The sequence below is a fragment of the Comamonas brasiliensis genome (assembly GCF_018292285.1).
Lineage (GTDB): Bacteria > Pseudomonadota > Gammaproteobacteria > Burkholderiales > Burkholderiaceae_C > Comamonas > Comamonas brasiliensis.
The window spans coordinates 547,641-567,027 of sequence record NZ_JAANES010000001.1; the positions used below are offsets into that span (position 1 = coordinate 547,641).

20 protein-coding genes are annotated in these 19,387 nt (G+C 60.5%); 8 read left to right on the forward strand and 12 right to left on the reverse strand.

Annotation, left to right across the window (positions count from 1 at the left end; genetic code table 11):
* Positions 1-45: 45 nt before the first annotated feature.
* Positions 46-384: a P-II family nitrogen regulator gene (locus DJFAAGMI_RS02485; RefSeq protein WP_003056652.1), complete on the forward strand. Its 339-nt coding sequence runs from the start codon at positions 46-48 to the stop codon at positions 382-384.
* A 142-nt stretch (positions 385-526) separates the two neighbouring features.
* Here the strand turns inward: DJFAAGMI_RS02485 and DJFAAGMI_RS02490 are convergent, their stop codons facing one another.
* The 6 genes from DJFAAGMI_RS02490 to DJFAAGMI_RS02515 form a co-directional block, all read right to left on the reverse strand.
* Positions 527-1,120, reverse strand: a complete 594-nt coding sequence (locus tag DJFAAGMI_RS02490) for an LOG family protein (protein WP_043007487.1) — start codon at positions 1,118-1,120, stop codon at positions 527-529.
* Entirely contained in the window at positions 1,117-1,515 is a 399-nt protein-coding gene (locus tag DJFAAGMI_RS02495) for a diacylglycerol kinase (protein ID WP_211455818.1), read from the reverse strand. The genes DJFAAGMI_RS02490 and DJFAAGMI_RS02495 overlap by 4 nt, the downstream gene beginning before the upstream one ends.
* 12 nt (positions 1,516-1,527) lie before the next feature.
* The gene (locus DJFAAGMI_RS02500) at positions 1,528-1,992 is read right to left on the reverse strand and encodes an RDD family protein (RefSeq protein WP_249333717.1); all 465 of its coding nucleotides are present in this window, start codon (positions 1,990-1,992) and stop codon (positions 1,528-1,530) included.
* A gap of 127 nt (positions 1,993-2,119) precedes the next feature.
* The gene (locus DJFAAGMI_RS02505) at positions 2,120-2,935 is read right to left on the reverse strand and encodes a DUF3106 domain-containing protein (protein WP_043007482.1); all 816 of its coding nucleotides are present in this window, start codon (positions 2,933-2,935) and stop codon (positions 2,120-2,122) included.
* A gap of 21 nt (positions 2,936-2,956) precedes the next feature.
* Positions 2,957-3,412 (reverse strand): DUF3619 family protein, encoded by a 456-nt coding sequence (locus DJFAAGMI_RS02510; protein WP_211455820.1) that lies wholly within the window; start codon positions 3,410-3,412, stop codon positions 2,957-2,959.
* On the reverse strand, positions 3,409-3,978 hold the full coding sequence (locus tag DJFAAGMI_RS02515; protein ID WP_211455821.1) for an RNA polymerase sigma factor: 570 nt from the start codon (positions 3,976-3,978) through the stop codon (positions 3,409-3,411). Before DJFAAGMI_RS02515 ends, DJFAAGMI_RS02510 begins: the two co-directional genes overlap by 4 nt.
* Positions 3,979-4,243: 265 nt before the next feature.
* On the opposite strand from DJFAAGMI_RS02515, the gene DJFAAGMI_RS02520 reads away from it, so the two are divergent.
* From DJFAAGMI_RS02520 to pbpG, 7 genes are all read left to right on the forward strand, one after another.
* Entirely contained in the window at positions 4,244-6,031 is a 1,788-nt protein-coding gene (locus tag DJFAAGMI_RS02520) for an acetolactate synthase 3 catalytic subunit (protein ID WP_003066236.1), read from the forward strand.
* Between the two features lie 158 nt (positions 6,032-6,189).
* A complete protein-coding gene (ilvN, locus tag DJFAAGMI_RS02525; protein WP_003056638.1) occupies positions 6,190-6,681 on the forward strand; it encodes an acetolactate synthase small subunit in 492 nt (163 codons plus the stop codon).
* Positions 6,682-6,755: 74 nt separating this feature from the next.
* Entirely contained in the window at positions 6,756-7,772 is a 1,017-nt protein-coding gene (ilvC, locus tag DJFAAGMI_RS02530) for a ketol-acid reductoisomerase (protein ID WP_034371821.1), read from the forward strand.
* A gap of 199 nt (positions 7,773-7,971) precedes the next feature.
* A complete protein-coding gene (gene pssA / locus DJFAAGMI_RS02535) occupies positions 7,972-8,841 on the forward strand; it encodes a CDP-diacylglycerol--serine O-phosphatidyltransferase (protein ID WP_087865766.1) in 870 nt (289 codons plus the stop codon).
* A 232-nt stretch (positions 8,842-9,073) separates the two neighbouring features.
* On the forward strand, positions 9,074-10,747 hold the full coding sequence (gene leuA / locus DJFAAGMI_RS02540; RefSeq protein ID WP_043007472.1) for a 2-isopropylmalate synthase: 1,674 nt from the start codon (positions 9,074-9,076) through the stop codon (positions 10,745-10,747).
* 103 nt (positions 10,748-10,850) lie between these two features.
* The gene (locus DJFAAGMI_RS02545; protein WP_043007470.1) at positions 10,851-12,389 is read left to right on the forward strand and encodes a 2-isopropylmalate synthase; all 1,539 of its coding nucleotides are present in this window, start codon (positions 10,851-10,853) and stop codon (positions 12,387-12,389) included.
* Between the two features lie 112 nt (positions 12,390-12,501).
* The gene (pbpG, locus tag DJFAAGMI_RS02550) at positions 12,502-13,707 is read left to right on the forward strand and encodes a D-alanyl-D-alanine endopeptidase (protein ID WP_211455822.1); all 1,206 of its coding nucleotides are present in this window, start codon (positions 12,502-12,504) and stop codon (positions 13,705-13,707) included.
* 135 nt (positions 13,708-13,842) lie between these two features.
* On the opposite strand, the gene DJFAAGMI_RS02555 is transcribed toward pbpG, so the two are convergent.
* The 6 genes from DJFAAGMI_RS02555 to DJFAAGMI_RS02580 form a co-directional block, all read right to left on the reverse strand.
* On the reverse strand, positions 13,843-14,676 hold the full coding sequence (locus DJFAAGMI_RS02555; protein ID WP_003056631.1) for an IclR family transcriptional regulator: 834 nt from the start codon (positions 14,674-14,676) through the stop codon (positions 13,843-13,845).
* Between the two features lie 98 nt (positions 14,677-14,774).
* Positions 14,775-15,545: an arginyltransferase gene (locus tag DJFAAGMI_RS02560; protein ID WP_003056630.1), complete on the reverse strand. Its 771-nt coding sequence runs from the start codon at positions 15,543-15,545 to the stop codon at positions 14,775-14,777.
* A gap of 28 nt (positions 15,546-15,573) precedes the next feature.
* Complete coding sequence (gene aat / locus DJFAAGMI_RS02565) at positions 15,574-16,323, reverse strand: leucyl/phenylalanyl-tRNA--protein transferase (protein WP_043007464.1); 750 nt, start codon at positions 16,321-16,323, stop codon at positions 15,574-15,576.
* 172 nt (positions 16,324-16,495) lie between these two features.
* The gene (gene efp, locus DJFAAGMI_RS02570) at positions 16,496-17,050 is read right to left on the reverse strand and encodes an elongation factor P (RefSeq protein ID WP_003056627.1); all 555 of its coding nucleotides are present in this window, start codon (positions 17,048-17,050) and stop codon (positions 16,496-16,498) included.
* Positions 17,051-17,244: 194 nt separating this feature from the next.
* Positions 17,245-18,366: an elongation factor P maturation arginine rhamnosyltransferase EarP gene (earP, locus tag DJFAAGMI_RS02575; RefSeq protein WP_211455823.1), complete on the reverse strand. Its 1,122-nt coding sequence runs from the start codon at positions 18,364-18,366 to the stop codon at positions 17,245-17,247.
* 4 nt (positions 18,367-18,370) lie between these two features.
* Entirely contained in the window at positions 18,371-19,285 is a 915-nt protein-coding gene (locus DJFAAGMI_RS02580; RefSeq protein ID WP_211455824.1) for a LysR family transcriptional regulator, read from the reverse strand.
* Between the last annotated feature and the right edge of the window lie 102 nt (positions 19,286-19,387).

Genomic DNA, 19,387 nt, shown 5'->3' on the forward strand with positions numbered 1-19,387 from the left:
GGCTCCGGTGTTTTGCCGATTTCAATCCATTGAGGAACTAGCCCCATGAAAATGATTACCGCCGTCATCAAGCCCTTCAAGCTCGAGGAAGTGCGCGAGGCCCTGGCCGAGTGTGGGGTGAACGGTCTGACCGTGACCGAAGTCAAGGGTTTCGGCCGTCAGAAAGGCCATACCGAGCTCTACCGTGGCGCCGAATATGTGGTCGATTTCCTGCCCAAGGTGAAGATCGAAGTGGTGGTGCGCGATGAAGACGTGGATCGCTGCGTGGACGCCGTCGTCAATGTCGCGCGCACCGGCAAGATTGGCGATGGCAAGATCTTCATCACTCCCGTGGAGCGCGTGGTGCGCATCCGTACCGGCGAGCTGGACGATACCGCTGTCTGAGCGGGCTGCCGCGCTCCGGTCATGTGCCCCAGGCATGTGCCCCAGTCAAAAAGCCAGACCCTGAGTCTGGCTTTTTTCATGACCCGGAGCCGGGTCTGTGGCTTGTCTGAAGGACGGCAGTCCGGTGGATGCCGTCCAGGGCTCAGATCACGGAGCGCAGAGGCGGCGTATCCAGCTGGCTGCCGGCATTCTGGACGAGATTTTGCAGCAGGGCCGGGGTGTCGCTGCTGCTTTCGACCAGTCCCATCTGCCACTCGCCCATGAAGCCGTTGCCCACGCAGGACTGCAGGAACTGCAGCATGGCGTCGTAATAGCCATCCACATTGAGAATGCCGATGGGCTTGTCGTGGTAGCCCAGCTGGCGCCAGGTCCAGACTTCGAACAGCTCCTCAAACGTGCCGATGCCGCCGGGCAGGGCCACGAAGGCATCGCTGCGCTCGGCCATCATGGCCTTGCGTTCGTGCATGTTCTTGACGATGTGCAGCTCGTCGCAGGCCTGGTTGGCCAGTTCCTTGTCGACCAGTGCCTGAGGGATGATGCCGACGACACGGCCGCCAGCTTCGCGCGTGGCTTCGGCCACCACACCCATCAGGCCGCTGCGTCCGCCGCCATAGACCAGCTGGCCGCCGCGCGAGCCTATCCACTGGCCAACGGCCTTGGCGATTTCGGTGAATTGAGGGTTGGTGCCGGGGCGTGAGCCGCAGTACACGCAGATGGAAAAAGCGGGTTGAGTCATACGATGAAACGGTGATAAAGAGCGGCAGCCCAGACGGCGCCGCACAGGCACAGGGCCAGGAATACAGCGGCGCTGCCCATGTCCTTGGCTTTCTTGGACAGCTCATGCCATTCGGGGCCGATACGGTCTATGGCAGCCTCTATACCGGTATTGAGCAGTTCCACAATGAGAACCAGGATGACGCTGCCGGCCAGCAGCGCTGTCTGCTCCCAGCTTTGCCCCAGCCAGAGTGCCAGCGGGATCATGACAAATGCGCAGACGGCTTCTTGCTGAAAGGCTTTTTCATGCCAGCCGGCTCTGAGGCCGGCCAGCGAATAGCCGCCGGCATGCAGCACCCGGGACAGTCCGGTACGGCTTTTCTGCGGATTGACGGGGTCGGGTGATGAGGTGCTCATGAAAAGATCGGGTCAGCGGATGCGTTTGGGTGCGGGGGCCTGATGTATCAGCTGGGTGCCGGCCCAGGCGTCGTGCCAGAACTGCTTTCGGGGGTGAAAACGGCTCAGCAATGCCCAGCTCAGAATCCAGCCTGTGAGCAGCACCAGCACCTCCAGCGGCGGCAGGCCCAGCGGGTAGAGCAGGGCCAGTGGCGGCAGCCACCACATCCAGCTGGCGGCGTAGCGCAGCAGGGCGCGGGTTTGCGTCAGGGGGCGACCCTGGGTGTCGACCACGCGGATATGCCAGGTCTTCATGGCCAGCGTCTGCCCCTTGCTCCAGAACCAGACAAAGTAAATGCCCAGCACCACCAGCATGAAGGCCTGCAGCAGATGACGGTTGTCGAGTGCGTTGCGCGTCTGCGACAGCGTGCCGAACAGATAGCCGGCGATGAACACCACGCCAAACAAAAGCATGCCTTCATAAAGCCAGCAAGCCATACGGCGGCGCAGGCTTGGGGCTATGAAATCAGGAGTGGATGAGGGTGCTGCCGGGGTGTCTTGCTGCATGAGGGCATTGTAGGGCTCAGGTCAGCGGGCTTGGCGCTCGGTTGCTGCACCGACACTGTCATTGGTGCGTGTCTTGACCTGGAGCATCCAGCGGCGGAAGGGTGATGGGGGTGGCACGTGGAATGTCCACGGGTGCCGTCTCCACAATCACCGAAGGCGTGCGGACCGGGTGGGTTTCCACCATGGCCGGCGTGGAAGGCACGGGTGGCGGTGGGTGGTGAATGGTCGCGGGCGGAATCTTGGGCAGGTTGGGCACCGTATTGGGGGAGGCCGTGGCTGCGGGAATGCGTGCCAGCTTCTTGGTCGGCACGGGCTTGATGGCGGGTGCGGCGGTCACCACCTTGGGGGTGGCGCGGGCTGCCAGCAGTCGCTTTTCCTCATCGCTCAGGGCCTGATAGGCCTCCCACTGGGCCTGCTTGTCTGTCGCGAGCTTGTTGGTGATGGCGAAGTTCAGGCGTGCCTGATTGCGCTGGGCAGCGCTCAGGCCGGACCAGTCTTCCATGCGGTCGTGAAGCTTTTGCTGTTCGCGCTCGCTCAGTTTGTCAAAGCCATCGGCCAGGGCAATCCAGCGGCGCTTCTGCACCGAACCTATCATGGCCCAGCGCTCCTCCAGGGGCTGCAGGATTTCGCGCTGGTGGCTGCTGAGCTCGCCCCAGCGTGGGCCCGAGGCCTGGGCCGAGGCTCTCTGGCGTGTCGAGGGGTCGGCATGCATGGACCTGGAGGACGCGACCGTGGCAGGCGGCACGGAACTGGGTGCCAGCCTGACTTGCTGCACGACATTCCACCCCGTCCAGCCCAAGGCCACCAACAACAGCGCCGCCATGACGGCGGCGGTGTTCTCGGGTTTCAGGAGGGAGCGCTTCTCAGTGGGCATCAATGCAGGGCGGCAGGCTGTTTAGTGTTCTGATGGGGTGGCGGCCGAGGTCTTGAGGTACTGGATGAAGCCAGGGTCAGAGTAGGCGGCAGGGGGCAGATCGTCGGTCAGCAAGGCGGTATCGACCTCGGTGACTTCGCTCAGCATACTTTGTTCGGTGTCGGAGTTGTAGATCACCAGGCCCGCAATGAGTGCAAAAACCGGAATCGCCGAGACCAGGGTGCGCCACCAGCCATTGCCCTCGTCGGGGCTGCCCAGTGTCAGGGTGCCGCCCTGGGCCGATGCAGCGCTGCTGGTCTGAACGCGCAGCACGGACGCTTCGCGGCGGCGTATGGACACGGCCTGCTCGCGCGAGGCGCGCAGACGCTCGGTGACTTCATAGGGGAGCAAGGCTTCGCCCTCACTCAGTCGGGCAGTGATCTGACGGGCGATGCGGTCGACGGCCTGTTCTTGCCGGAGGGTGGGCACGGTTTTCATAACTCGATTCCTTTGGCCTTGAGTGCCTTGCTCAGTGTTTGGATGGCGCGGAAGCAATGGGTTTTGACGCTGCCTTCTGAACAACCCATGGCGGCAGCCGTCTCCGCGACATCCATCTCTTCCCAGTAACGCATGAGAAAGGCCTCGCGTTGACGCGCCGGCAGCTCCTGTATCTCTTTTTCTATGCTTTGCAAGGTCTGCTTGCGTTCGGTCAGGCTTTCGGCGTTGCTGGAGGCCGATTCGTCGCTGTTGGTGGCGTAGGTTTCCAGCCAGTCGAAGTCGCTGTCTGCGTCTACGGAGGACTCCAGGTCGCTGAAGTGCGTGAAGACGGCTTTCTGGGTCTTCTGGCGGCGAAACCAGTCCAGCGTGCTGTTCGACAGGATGCGCTGGAACAGCATGGGCAGCTCGTTGGCGGGCTTGTCCCCGTAATGCTGGGCCAGTTTGAGCATGCTGTCCTGCACGATATCCAGGGCGGCCTCCTCGTCGCGGACATGGAAAACGCTGCGTTTGAAGGCGCGCTTTTCAACGTCTTTGAGGAATGCAGACAGTTCTTGTTCTGTGGCCAAGAGAGAGTAACCCTGGAAAAAGCGGGAGTTGTTTGGTGATGAAAGCCGCAGATTATCGCATTCGATGATGTTTTTTTGTGTACTGCAATTGAAGGTCTTGTTGCAGTGCGATAATGATCTTCAACTTAAAGAAGCAAACGGATCACGGTCCGACGTACACACAAACGTCCATGGCATGTGGTCTTAAGTCCTAAACCGGCCTCACAAGGGCTTCAGGCTAAGGGCACCGAAGGTTTTTCGTTAGAGAAATTCACAAAGGTTGATCATGGAAATCTCCAAAGCCGAGCTGGCCTCTGCAGCCGCCGCATCGTCCCCCAAGGGCGCCCAGGAACTGATGGGCTCCGAAATCCTCATCAAGTCGCTTCAGGCTGAAGGTGTCAAGCACCTGTGGGGTTATCCTGGCGGGGCAGTTCTCTATATCTACGACGCGCTCTACAAGCAAGACAGCATTCAGCATGTGCTGGTGCGCCACGAGCAGGCGGCCGTGCATGCTGCCGATGGCTTTGCGCGTGCCACCGGCGAGGTGGGCGTGGCGCTGGTGACATCCGGCCCCGGCCTGACCAATGCGGTGACGGGCATTGCCACCGCCTATACCGACTCCATCCCCATGGTGGTGATTGCGGGCCAGACATCGACCAATTACATCGGTACAGACGCATTTCAAGAGTGCGACACCGTGGGCATCACGCGTCCCATCGTCAAGCACAACTTCCTGGTCAAGGATGTGCGCGAGCTGGCCGAGACCATGAAAAAGGCTTTCCACATCGCCCGCACCGGTCGTCCCGGCCCTGTGGTGGTGGATATTCCCAAGGACGTGTCCTTCAAGAAGGCGCTGTACACGGGCTATCCCGAAAAAGTGGAAATGCGCTCGTACAACCCCGTCAAAAAGGGGCATGCGGGCCAGATTCGCAAGGCATTGCAGCTGCTGCTGACGGCCAAGCGTCCCTATATCTATACCGGCGGCGGCGTGCTGCTGGGCAATGCCTGCAACGAGCTGCGTCAGCTGGTGGACATGCTGGGCTACCCGGTCACGAATACGCTGATGGGCCTGGGCGCCTATCCTGCCAGCGACAAGAAGTTCCTGGGCATGCTGGGCATGCACGGCACCATCGAAGCCAACAATGCCATGCAGAACTGCGACGTGCTGCTGGCCGTGGGTGCTCGCTTCGACGACCGCGTGATCGGCAATCCCAAGCATTTCATGTCGGTGGAGCGCAAGATCATCCATATCGACATCGATCCTTCCTCCATCTCCAAGCGTGTGAAGGTGGACGTGCCCATCGTGGGCGATGTCAAGGACGTGCTCAATGAGCTGATCGCCATGCTGCGCGAGTCGGCACAGCGCCCCGATGAGGCAGCTCTGGGCCAATGGTGGAACACCATCGAAGGCTGGCGCAGCCGCGACTGCCTGAGCTACGACAAGTCCAATACCGAAGTCATCAAGCCCCAGTACGTGGTCGACACGCTGTGGAACATGACCAAGGATGCCGACGCCTACATCACCTCCGATGTGGGTCAGCACCAGATGTGGGCGGCGCAGTATTACCGCTTCGATGAACCCCGTCGCTGGATCAACTCCGGCGGTCTGGGCACCATGGGCGTGGGCCTGCCTTACGCCATGGGCATCAAGCTGGCCAAGCCCGACTCCGAAGTCTTCTGCATCACGGGCGAAGGCTCGATCCAGATGAACATCCAGGAGCTGGCCACCTGCAAGCAGTACAACACTCCGGTGGTCATCTGTGCGCTGAACAACCGTTTCCTGGGCATGGTGCGTCAGTGGCAGGAAATTGAATACTCGGGTCGCTACTCGAGCAGCTATATGGATTCGCTGCCCGACTTCGTGAAGCTGGCGGAAGCCTTCGGCCACCGCGGTCTGCTGATCGAAAAGCCTGCCGATGTTGAGGCCGCGCTGCGCGAGGCACGCCGTATCGTGCGCGAAGAAAGCAAGACGGTCTTCCTGGACTTCCGCACCGACCCGACCGAGAACGTGTTCCCCATGGTGCAGGCCGGCCGTGGCATCACGGAAATGCTGCTGGGCGCCGACGATCTGTGACGTGTGGAATGCCGGTTTTCTGGTGAAATCGGCCTCAAATGCTTAAATGTCAACCGCAGGCAGCTATATTTTAAATAGCATCTTTTGACGAATCTATTGTCCGCCGAGCCTGGCACTTACCGGTGTCAGGGGAGGGCGGCGAAAAGAGGAATCTCCTAATGAAACACATTATTGCCGTGCTGCTCGAGAACGAGCCTGGAGCACTGTCGCGCGTCGTGGGCCTGTTTTCTGCCCGTGGCTACAACATCGAATCCCTGACTGTCGCACCAACCGAGGACCCCTCGCTGTCGCGCATGACCATCCTCACCACGGGTTCGGACGATGTGATCGAGCAAATCACCAAGCACCTGAACCGCCTGATTGAAGTGGTTAAAGTGGTGGACCTGACCGAAGGTGCTTATACCGAGCGCGAGCTGATGATGGTCAAGGTGCGTGCCGTGGGCAAGGAACGCGAAGAAATGAAGCGCATGGCGGACATCTTCCGCGGCCGCATCATCGACGTGACCGAAAAGAGCTACACCGTGGAGCTGACCGGCGACCAGTCCAAGAATGACGCCTTCCTGCAAGCCATTGATCGCACTGCCATCCTCGAAACCGTTCGTACGGGCGCCTCGGGTATTGGCCGCGGCGAACGCATTCTGCGTGTCTAATGGCTGCTGTTTGCACCCAATTTGAATCTAACAAACCTTTTCAACCCCCTCAAGATAAGAGACCTGGAGCCATCATGAAAGTTTTCTACGACAAGGACTGTGACCTGAGCCTGATCAAGGGCAAGACTGTTGCCATCATCGGCTACGGCAGCCAAGGCCACGCACATGCTCAAAACCTGAACGACAGCGGCGTGAAGGTTGTGGTCGGTCTGCGCAAGGGCGGCTCTTCCTGGGACAAGGTCGGCAAGGCCGGCCTGACCGTGATGGAAGTCAACGAAGCCGTGAAGGCTGCTGATGTGGTCATGATGCTGTTGCCCGACGAAAACATCCCTGATGTTTACAACAACAACGTTGCTCCCAACATCAAGGCTGGCGCTGTGCTGGCGTTCGCTCACGGCTTCAATGTGCATTACAACCAGGTTGTGCCGCGCGCCGACGTGGACGTGATCATGGTCGCCCCCAAGGGTCCTGGCCACACCGTGCGCTCCGAGTACCTGAAGGGCGGCGGCGTGCCTTCGCTGATCGCTGTGTACCAGGACGTGTCCGGCAAGGCCCGTGACATCGCTTTGTCCTATGCTTCTGCCAACGGCGGCGGCAAGGGCGGCATCATCGAAACCAATTTCAAGGAAGAAACCGAGACTGACCTGTTCGGCGAGCAAGCCGTGCTGTGCGGTGGCGCCGTTGAACTGGTGAAGATGGGCTTCGAAACCCTGACCGAAGCTGGCTACGCTCCCGAAATGGCTTATTTCGAGTGCCTGCACGAGCTCAAGCTGATCGTTGACCTGATGTATGAAGGCGGTATCGCCAACATGAACTACTCCATCTCCAACAACGCGGAGTATGGCGAGTACGTGACCGGCACCGAAGTCATCAACGACAAGTCCCGCGAAGCCATGCGCAACGCCCTCAAGCGCATCCAGAGCGGTGAATACGCCAAGATGTTCATCAGCGAAGGTCGCCTGAACTACCCATCGATGACTGCACGTCGTCGCCAGAACGCCGAGCACGCCATCGAGCAAGTGGGCGGCCAGCTGCGCGCAATGATGCCCTGGATCTCCAAGAACAAGCTGGTTGACCAGACTCGCAACTGATGCAGGCAAGTCATTCGGCGCCAGCCGGATGACTGCGCTTGGACAAGAGGCCACCTTCGAGGTGGCCTTTTTTCATTCCGGAGGCGATCTGTGTGGCGGGTACACTGGTGGCAGGGACATGGCCGTGATGGCCATGCTTGAAATACTATTGTTTTAATAGCTGCATGCAATTGACATGCAAGCACTGGAGGTCTGTTTGATGCAAAACAGCAATGATTCTGCCGATCTGAGTGGAATGCCGCGCAAGCCGCGCAAAGGCATTTATGTGCTGCCCAATCTGTTCACGCTGGCAGCGCTGTTTGGCGGTTTCTACGCCATCGTCATGGCCATGAACAACAAGTTCGAACTGGCGGCCGTGGGCGTTTTCTGCGCCATGGTGCTCGACAGTCTTGACGGTCGCGTGGCGCGCATGACGCACACGCAAAGCGCGTTCGGCGAACAGATGGATTCGCTCTCCGACATGGTGTCCTTTGGTGCTGCGCCAGCGCTGATTGCTTATGAATGGGCCTTGCGTCCCCTGGGGCGCTGGGGCTGGATTGCCGCCTTTGTCTATTGCGCCTGCGCTGCATTGCGCCTGGCGCGCTTCAACGTGAATACGGCCGTGGTGGACAAGCGCTACTTCCAGGGCATGCCTTCGCCTGCGGCAGCGGCCCTGGTGGCGGGCTTTATCTGGCTGACCAGTGCGCTGATGGTTTCCCATCGTGACGTGCCCATCTTTGGCGATGTGATTTCCTGGTTCGGCGGCTATCCCACGGACAGGGCCGATCTGTCATGGATCATGTTCGCCATCACGCTGTTCGCAGGCCTGACCATGGTCACCAATATTCCCTATTACAGCTTCAAGGACATCGGCGGTGCCAAGAGCATGCCGTTCGTCTCGCTGGTGGTGGTGGCCCTGCTGATGGCCGTGGTCAGCATCGAGCCTGCAACCATGCTGTTCCTGGTGTTTGTCGGTTACTCGATCTCGGGGTATGTGATCTACGCCTGGCGCCGTTCCAAGGGCGAGCAGGTCAGCATCGTGGCGACCTCCAAGGACGAGCCCGACGAGCGCGGTCTGCACGACGATTGAAGCGCGGCTTCGAAAAAATCCTGGCCCTGTCAACTTTTCTTGTGTTAAAGTGAGCCGCATGCAAAACCTGTCGCTAGCTCTACTACTAATGTCCAACGGGCAGAGAAAGTAGCGCGCGCGTACAAACACACCCTACTTGGCGGCCCGTAGCATCAGCGACGGGCCGTTTTTGCTTTTGGGCGTCGCTGGAGCTGGGTTCAATTTCCTCTAATTTCGACTAAAGAGACTCACCATGTTGCAAAACCCTTCCACCAAATACCGCGCTTTCGCCCCTGTGCGTCTGACCGATCGCACCTGGCCCGACGCGGTCATCACCAAGCCTCCGGTCTGGTGCAGCGTGGATCTGCGTGACGGCAACCAGGCCCTGATCGAGCCCATGGATATCGAGCGCAAGGTGCGCATGTTCGAGCAACTGGTGAAGATCGGTTTCAAGGAAATCGAAGTCGGCTTTCCTTCGGCCTCGCAGATCGAGTTCGACTTCATGCGCAAGCTCATCGAGGAAAACCGCATTCCCGATGACGTGACCGTGCAGGTGCTGACCCAGGCGCGTGAGCATCTGATTCGCCGCACTTTCGAAGCGCTCGAAGGCGTGCCCCGCGCGATTGTCCATCTCTACAACGCTACGGCTCCGGTGATGCGCCGTGTGGTGCTGAACATGAGTGAAGACGAAATTGTGGAATTGGCGGTGACCAATGCGCAGATGTTCAAGGACATTGCGGCCCAGCACCCCCAGACCAAATGGACCTTCCAGTACTCGCCCGAAATGTATTCGGATACCGAGCTGGAGTTCTCCAAGCGCGTGATCGACGCCGTCACCGATGTCTGGCAGCCCACGCCCGAGAACAAGTGCATCATCAATCTGCCCACCACCGTGGAGCATTCCACGCCCAATATCTTTGCCGACATGGTGGAGTGGACGCATCGCAACATCAAGCGCCGTGACAGCGTGGTGATCTCGGTCCACCCCCACAACGACCGCGGCACGGGAACGGCGGCTGCCGAGCTGTCCCTGATGGCCGGCGCGGACCGTCTTGAAGGCTGCCTGTTCGGCAACGGCGAGCGCACCGGCAATCTGGACGTGGTGAATGTGGCGCTCAATATGTATATCCAGGGCGTGAACCCCGGCCTGGATTTCTCCGACATCGACGATATCCGTGCAACGGTTGAGCATTGCAACCAGTTGCCCGTGCATCCTCGTCATCCTTACGTGGGTGACTTGGTCTACACCTCCTTCTCCGGCTCCCACCAGGACGCCATCAAGAAGGCTTTCGCCGCCCACAAGGAAGGCGATATCTGGGATATGCCTTATCTGCCCATCGATCCCAAGGACCTGGGTCGCAGCTATGAGGCAGTGATTCGCGTGAACAGCCAATCGGGCAAGGGCGGCATTGCCTATCTGCTCGAGAGCGAGTACGGGCTTCAACTGCCCCGACGCCTGCAGATCGAGTTCAGCCAGGTCGTGCAGCGCGAGATGGATGCCAGCGGCAAGGAATTGTCGGCTGCGGATCTGTGGGATCTGTTCCAGCGCGAATATGGCGTCAACACCGTCAAGGCACCGCAGTACCGCCTGAGCGAGGCCGATGGTGTGGTCAACATGACGTCCGAGATCGAAATCGCCGGAGAGAAGGTTTTTTTGGAAGGCGAAGGTACGGGCCCCATTGATGCCTTCGTGCAGGCGCTGTCGGCTGAACTCGGTCGCAACGTGCGTGTGCTCAACTATGCCGAGCATGCGATTGGCGAAGGTGCGAATGCCAAGGCGATTGCCTATGTGGAGCTGCGTGTGGACGATGCCCAGGTCTGCTACGGCGTAGGGGTGGATGCCAATATCGTTTCCGCCTCGTTGCGCGCCATCATCTCAGGAGTGCAGCGCGTTACCGCTGTCGTTGAAGAGGCGGTAGCTGCTTAAAAGGTTCAAAGCCGGTGTCGCCAAAAGCGCACCGGCTTTTTTGTCGGCAATCCTCCAGTCAAAACAGGCGTCTACCGGCGCCATCACATAGAGAGTCCCCACCATGTCCGATCAGCTCATTATTTTCGACACCACCTTGCGTGACGGCGAGCAATCGCCCGGCGCTTCCATGACGCGCGATGAAAAGCTGCGCATTGCCCGTCAGCTGGAGCGTCTGAAAGTCGATGTGATCGAGGCAGGGTTTGCTGCAGCATCCAATGGAGACTTCGAGTCCATCCAGACCATTGCACGTGCCATCAAGGACTCCACGGTCTGCTCGCTCTCCCGCGCCAACGACCGCGACATCGCGCGTGCGGCCGAGTCGTTGAAGGGGGCCAACCGCGCTCGCATTCACACCTTCATCGCCACCAGTCCGCTGCACATGGAGAAAAAGCTGCGCATGACACCCGAGCAGGTGCTGGAGCAGGCCAAGCAGGCGGTGCGCTTCGGGCGCAATCTCATCGAAGACATCGAGTTCAGCGCGGAGGACGGTTACCGCAGCGAACCCGATTTTCTGGCGCGTGTGATCGAGGCAGTCATCAAGGAAGGCGCAACCACCATCAATGTGCCCGACACCGTGGGCTATGCGATTCCGGAACTCTATGGCGAATTCATTCGCAACTTGCGCGAGCGCGTGCCCAACAGCGACAAGGCCGTCTGGTCCGTGCACTGCCACAACGATCTGGGCATGGCGGTTGCCAATTCGCTGGCGGGCGTGAAGATCGGCGGCGCGCGGCAGATCGAGTGCACCATCAACGGTCTGGGCGAGCGCGCGGGTAACTGCTCACTCGAAGAAGTGGTCATGGCCATCAAGACGCGCAAGGACTATTTCGGGCTGGAGGTGAATATCGACACCCAGCACATCGTGGCCGCCAGTCGCCTGGTCAGCCAGACCACGGGCTTTGTGGTGCAGCCCAACAAGGCGGTGGTCGGGGCCAATGCCTTTGCCCATGCCTCCGGCATTCATCAGGATGGCGTGCTCAAGGCGCGTGATACCTACGAAATCATGCGTGCCGAGGATGTGGGCTGGGCGGCCAACAAGATCGTGCTGGGCAAGCTCAGCGGCCGCAACGCCTTCAAGCAGCGCCTGCAGGAGCTGGGGGTGGAGCTGGACAGCGAAGCTGCCATCAACCAGGCCTTCACGCGCTTCAAGGAACTCGCGGATCGCAAGAGCGAGATTTTTGACGAGGACATTCTGGCGCTGGTGAATGCCGAAGGCGCGGAGCATCAGGACAATCAGTTCCAGTTCATTTCGCTGGCCCAGCAGAGTGAAACAGGTGAGCGCCCACATGCCAGCGTGGTCTTCAGCAATGCAGGCCGGGAGATCAAGGCCAGCTCAGAGGGCAATGGTCCGGTCGATGCCTCGTTCAAGGCCATCGAGTCCGAAGTCAAGAGCGGTGCCGAAATGGTGCTGTATTCGGTCAATGCCATCAGCGGCTCAACCGAGAGTCAGGGCGAGGTGACGGTGCGTCTGCAACGCAGTGGTCGCGTCGTCAACGGAGTGGGTGCTGACCCCGACATTGTGGTCGCATCGGCCAAGGCTTATCTGAGCGCTTTGAACAAATTGCATAGCAATCAGGAAGTTGTTGCAGCACAAGGTTGACTGCTGGATTTATAATTTCACTCAGATTATCGAGAAGGTTGTGCAAGTGCTTGTCACTGCACAACTTTTTTGATTGAATTAAATCCTTACACCTTGTTGTCTGGAGTATCGCATGCAGCTGCTGCGTCCATTTCGCCTTGCAAAACTCACCCAGGTGGTGTCTTTGGCTCTGTTGAGCTGCGCTCTGGCTGCTCCGGCAGCGCATGCCGCGGCGCCCAAAAAAGACTCCAAGAAGCCCGTGGCTGCTGCGGCTGCGACCAAGAAGGCAGCCAAGGAGCCTGCTGGCAAGGTTCGTGCTGCGGCGCAGCCCAAAGGCGCAAAGGTCGCCAAGGGCAAGCCTGAAAAGGCGGATGCCAAGCTTGCAAGCAAGAAGGGCGGCAAGTCTGTTGTAGCAGCCAAGGCCGAGAGGGAAGAGAAGACCGGCGGCAAGAAGCGTCTGGCCAGGGCTGGAGCTGCGGTTGCGGTGGCGGCAGCTGCCACGGCAGTCGAGCCCGCGCGCCTGTCCTATGGGCAGATGGCGGGTCTTCACTCCGTCTCGGACCCTTTGGACCTGCAAAGCAGCGTGGCTTATGTGATCGACCAGGACACGCATGAGGTGCTGCTGAGCAAGAACGATCAGGCCGTGCTGCCGATTGCTTCGCTGACCAAGCTCATGACCGGTCTGCTGATCTCCCAGGCTCGTCTGCCCATGGACGAGATGATCACCATCACGCAGGACGATGTGGATACCGAAAAGCACAGCAGCTCCCGTCTGCGTGTCGGCACCACCTTGACGCGTGCCGAGATGATGCATCTGGCACTGATGTCCAGCGAGAACCGTGCTGCCCATGCCCTGGGGCGCACCTATCCTGGTGGTCTGGCGCAGTTTGTGCAGCTGATGAACTCCAAGGCGCTGCAGCTGGGCATGAAGGACACGCGCTATGTGGAGCCCACCGGCCTGTCCAGCAGCAACCAGTCCAGCGCACGCGATCTGGCGCGTCTGGTGGCGGTGGCCCATGCAGATCCGCTGATGCGCGAATACTCCACATCGCCCGGCTATGAAGTGGCTGTGGGTCGTCGCACGCTGCAGTTCAACAATACCAATCGCCTGGTCAAGAGCGACAACTGGGATATTGGCCTGCAAAAGACCGGCTATATCTCCGAAGCCGGACGCTGCCTCGTGATGCAGGCCCATGTGGCCGGCCGCAAGCTGATCATGGTGTTCCTGGATTCGGCAGGCAAGTTCAGCCGTCTGGCCGACGCCGAGCGCGTGCGCCACTGGATGGAAAGCAAGGGTCCCACGGCCAGCAACACGATTGCCAGCCGTATCAGGGGATAAGCTGGCGCAAACCCAGCCTGTCACCGTCAAAAAGCGCTACCGAGGTGGCGCTTTTTTTTATGGGATATGAACGCAGTGGCTTGCCTTGTCTTTTGCTGGCTGTGCAATATGCTGCAGCAGCCGGAGCGGGGAGATTCAGCTGTGCTGGCTGCGGCTATAGGGATTGGGTGCGGTCTGAGCGGTGGCAGGGCGGGTGCCGCTGAAGCCCAGTGCCACGGAAATTTCCTGCACCGTGGCCTGCAGCCTGGGAGCCCAGCTTTCGTCAAGCCGGTCAGCAGGCGCCGATATCGACAGCCCGGCGATCAGCTTGTTCTGGTCGTCGTAAATGCCGGCGGCCATGCAGCGCACGCCCAGTTCCAGCTCTTCGTTGTCGCGAGCAATACCGTATTGGCGTACCTTGGCCAGCTCATGTTCCAGGTCGCCCAGCTGGGTGATGCTGAAATGGGTCTTGCCAGGCAGGCCGGTGCGCATGGCGTAGGCGCGTACCTGCTGGGAGTCGTCGGCCGCCAGAAACAGCTTGCCGTTGGAGGTCAGATGCAAAGGTGCATGGCCGCCAATGGCGCGTACCACCTGCATGCCGGAGCGCTCGCTGTAGGCGCGCTCCACATAGACAATTTCGTCGCCCTGACGCACGGACAGGCTGATGGGCTGCTGAATCTGCTTGTAGAGCTGGCGCATCGGCGAAAGCGCCACTTCGCGCACATTCAGGCGAGCCTTGACCAGATTGCCCAGCTCCAGAAAACGCATGCCCAGGCGGTAGCTGCCCGATTCGGGGCGGTCCACAAAGCGGCCCAGTGCAAGATCATTGAGGATGCGGTGCGTGGTCGATGGATGCAGGCCCGTGCGTTCGCTGATCTCCTTCAAAGAAACCGCTTCCTCACGCGATGCCAGCACGTCGATCAACGTGAACATGCGTTCCAGAACCTGGACGCTGGGCTTTGCGGAGGCCGAGAGGTCGTCTTTTTTCATGCGTTGGAGATACTTTGCGGGATGAGGGCATTCTAGCGGTGCTGCAGCCACGCAACCATCTCATCCGCTCATATATCCATGTGCTGCTTTTGGCAGCATCACTCTTCAATTTGCGAGCGCACAATGCTTTGCCTGTCTATGCGTCGCCAAAGCTCACCCTGGCGGATCTCATGCGGCAAAAAGCTGGCCTTGTAGCGCATCTTCTGGCTCTCGGAGATCCAGTAGCCCAGATAGACATAAGGCAGGTTCATGGCCTTGGCCTGCTGGATCTGCCACAGCACATTGAAGGTGCCGTAGCTGGCCTGATCTTCCGGGGCGTAGAAGGTATAGACGGCCGAGAGCCCGTCTTCGAGCACATCGAGAATCGAGAGCATCTTGAGTGTGCCGGGCTGTCCGTCTGCGCCGGGCTCGCGAAACTCCACCAATCGGGAGTTGACCCTGCTTTGCAGCAGAAACTGCGTGTACTGATCCACGCTGTCGTTGTCCATGCCGCCGCCACTGTGGCGATGCTGCTGGTAGCGAAGGTAGAGCTGGTAGTGCTCGTCGGAATAGTGCAGTCGCTGAATGGAGGCCACCAGTTGCCCGTGCTGTTTGGCTGCGCGTCGCTGGCTGCGGCTGGGCCGGAACTCCTGCGCAAGAATTCGCAGCGGAACGCAGGCCTGGCAGCCGTCGCAATAGGGGCGATAGGTGAACATGCCGCTGCGCCTGAAGCCCAGCGTGACCAGTTCCGAGTAGGTGGTGTTCTGAATCAGGTGGCTGGGCGTGGCGACCTGGGAGCGTGCCAGTCGGCCCGGCAGATAGCTGCAGGGGTAGGCCGCCGTGGCGTAGAACTGCAGGGCATGTAGCGGGAGGTCGTTCGGGTGCGTCATGATCGGACTCGGCTGCAGATGCGGTGCATCAAGCCTCAGTATGGCTCAGCAACTGCTCCCAGTATATGGGTCTGAATTGCCACTGCATATCGGGCAGCTGCGACTGGGCTTGAACAGTCCGGGCAAATTGTGCTCTGGTGATCTCTCGTGCGCCCATGAAGGAAAGGTGCGCCGTGGCCTGCTGGCAGTCGATCTGCGGCACCTGATGAGCCCTGCACAGGGCCACCAGTGCCGACAGTGCAATCTTGGAGGCATCCGTCTGCAGTGCGAACATGGATTCGCCAAACACGGCCCTGCCCAGTGCCACGCAGTAAAGCCCGCCGACCAGCTGGCCGTCGATCCAGGTTTCCACGCTGTGTGCAGCGCCCTGCTGATGCAGCTCGGTGTAAGCATCGATGATGCTCTGCACGATCCAGGTGCCGTTCTGGCCGTCGCGGGGTGTCTGGGCGCAATGCTGCATCACCGTGGCAAAAGCGCTGTCGATGCGGATTTCACAGCGCGGATCGTCGCGAAACTTCTGCAGTCTCTTGCGCAGGCTGCGGTGCAGGCGGAACTCCTCAGGATGCAGAGCCATGCGTGGATTGGGGGACCACCAGAGCACGGGTTGGCCCTCGCTGAACCAGGGGAAGATTCCCTGGCTGTAAGCGGTGCGAAGGCGGGCGGCATCCAGGGTGTTGCCGGCGGCCAGCAGCCCGGGAATGGGATCCCGCTCGCCCCAGGTCTGATCGATGGGAGGGAATTCTTGTTCGGGCTGCAGCCAGGGCAGGGAGTGCGTCATTGGCAGTGGAAATGGATGGACTGCCCCAAGTCTTGCACAGACTGAAGCGGTTTTGCATGTCGCGGCACAAGGCCGGTGCTGGCGTAATCCCGCTGTCGGCGGCAGAAATGAAAAAAGGCTTCCACAGGGAAGCCTTTTTGTCGGGGGAGCAGCTGCGGCAGCTGCCGCCACCTTACACGCGCTTGCGGTATTCGCCAGTGCGGGTGTCGATTTCGATCTTGTCTTCTTGGGACACGAACAGGGGCACGGCCACTTCGAAGCCGGTAGCGATCTTGGCGGGCTTCAGAACCTTGCCGGAGGTATCGCCCTTGACGGCGGGTTCGGTCCAGGTGATTTCGCGCACGATGGTGGTGGGCAGTTCGACGGAGATGGCCTTGCCGTCATAGAACACCACTTCGGCAGTCATGCCGTCTTCCAGGTAGTTCAGTGCGTCAGCCATGTTTTCGGCTTCGACTTCGTACTGGTTGAATTCTTCGTCCATCCACACGTACATGGGGTCGGCGAAGTAGGAGTAGGTGCAATCCTTCTTGTCCAGGATCACGTTGTCGATCTTGTCGTCGGCCTTGAACACGTTTTCCGTGCCGAAGTTGCCGATCAGGCTCTTGAGCTTCATGCGCACGGTAGCAGCGCCACGGCCGCCACGAGCGTATTCGGTCTTCAGAACGATCATGGGGTCCTTGCCGAACATGATCACATTGCCTGCGCGGATTTCTTGAGCGATTTTCATGGCTTGCTTGCGTTTGAAAGGTTGGAGCCGCTCTACACGGCAGGCAAGCTGTTCGCAATGGTCGCTGGAGAAAGCAACGCATCAAAGGTGCGGCGGCGGGGCCTGCCGCATGTACCGCGGCGGGGCGCGACCCCGAAAGCAAGGTCGCTCGGCATACCGGCCGCGACTGCCCTCAGAGAGGCAAAACGTGGATTTTAGCTTTTTTCGGCGACAAAAGCTTGAAGCTGTGCAATCAGTTCGGTTTGTTCCATCAATCTGGCTCGCGCAGCCCTGATGCAGCAGGCCCATTCGTCCAGCATCTGCCCATCGAGCAAAGGCAATGTTTGCGGTGCGGTCATGCCATTCCAGGTGTGGTGAAAGTGCCTGAGGCTGTCCGGGGCCTGGAGCCAGTCCAGAAACGCATTCAGCTTGTCGTGATGGGCGTTGTCATGCTGGGGGTAGATCTGCCAGACCATGGGCTGGCCCGCCCAGAGCGCGCGGACCAGCGAGTCCTCGCCGCGCACCAGATTCAGGTCGCAGCCCCAGAGCATTTCGTCGAACCGGGCTTGAGGGCGGGTTGGCAGATAGACCGGCTGCATCTGCTGCGCTTGGGGCAGCGCCTGCACGGCAGTCGTGGCGCGTCCGGGGGTGACCAGCAGCCTGGCGTTGAGCGCCTGCTTGTCCGAGAGCTGGGCGAGCAACTGGGGCAGAGCGGCGGGCTCGTAGCAAAACAGCGAGACGGCACATTCGCCAGGCTGAATGCCTTCTGCGCGGCGCCACGAGTCGCGTTGGGCCATGAAGGCTTGCTGGCGCTGTGCCAGGTTCTGCTCGCGTACCAGCGAGCCGGTGGCTGCCGTAAAGCCGGGGTAGAAGAACCAGCGTGTCAGCCCGGCAGCAGGGCCGCTCATGATGCGTGAGGGCAGACGATGGCAGCGTTCCACATAGTCTTCGGCCGAGAGATATTCGAGATTGATCCAGACCGCAGGCTTGCTCTTCGACGCCTTGTCTGCAATGGCGCTCACGAATGCCGCGGGAATCTCACAGCCGAAGGCCTCGATGACCACGTCACCAATCGATGCCGGAACGTCCGCGGCTTGCGCGGGCCAGGCATGGACGCTCAGGTCGGGCGGCCAGGGCTGCGGGGCCATCCATTGCAGGGCGCTGGTATCGTCCATCCACAAACGTACCTGCTGGCCGCGGGCGGCCAGCTCTGCGGCTGTGCGCCAGCACACGCCCACGTCGCCGAAGTTGTCAATCACCTGGCAGAAGATGTCCCAGCACAGCGAAGGATGGGGCGCCCCGGGGGCGGGCAAAGGCATAGGTGAAAAATCGGGCATGGGTTCAGTCTTTATTGGTTGACGCGCTCTGGCACAGGTGCTCGACCAGCAATTGCGCGACGGGCGAGAGTGCGTCCTGGGAGCGTACGCAGAGCATGAGCTGGCGCTCGGCCCAGACTTCGTCCAGGCGGATGCAGCGCAAGGGCAGAGCGCCCATGTAGATATGGGCGCTGCCCTCGGGAAGAATGCCAACGCCCAGGCCGGCGGCCACCATCAGGCACAGGGCGTCATAGCCGGTCACCTTCATGCGCAAACGCGGCTGCAGGCCCTGGTCGGCGGCAGAGCGGGTGATCAGGTGGTTGAGCGCGCTGTCGGCATGCATGCCGATCAGATCATGCTCGATGACCTGCTCCAGGCGCAGCCTGTGCTCGCCGGCCAGCGGATGGGATTGGGGCATGACCACGGCCAGCCGATCCCGGCGATAGGGGCGCAGGCTGATCTTGCTGCCGTAGCTGCCGTTGTTGAGCAGGCCGATGTCGGCCTCGTTGTCGGCCACGGCGCGCGCGATATCGGTGCTTACGCGCTCCTGCAGCCTTACGTCCACCAATGGGTGCCGGCTCAGAAAGCTCTGCAGCTGGGCTGGCAGAAACTGGGTGATGCTGGAAATATTGGCCATCACCCGCACATGGCCGCGCAGGCCTTGTTCGCCGCCCTGGGCATAGTCCTTCATCTGCGTGGCGATGCCGTCCAGCTCGTTGAGCACGCCGCGCGCCATGTTCAGCAGGGCGTAGGCGGCGGCCGTGGGCTGGCTGCCCCGGTTGCTGCGTGTGAACAGCTCAAGCTGCAGCTGATCCTCCAGCTCGGCCAGGCGGCGGCTGGCGGCCGAGGGGGCGATGTGCTCGCGTGCCGCGGCACGCGCGATGGCGTTTTCCTCCATCACGGCCACAAACAGACGCAGGGTGATCGGGTCCAGTTTCATGAGGACAGCATTATCCCGCCTGGCTATGCCCAAATGCGATGGCAGCTTCGCATTTCAGCGTTTTGCAGGACTGATCTTCAAGGGCAAGATGATTGAAAAGCC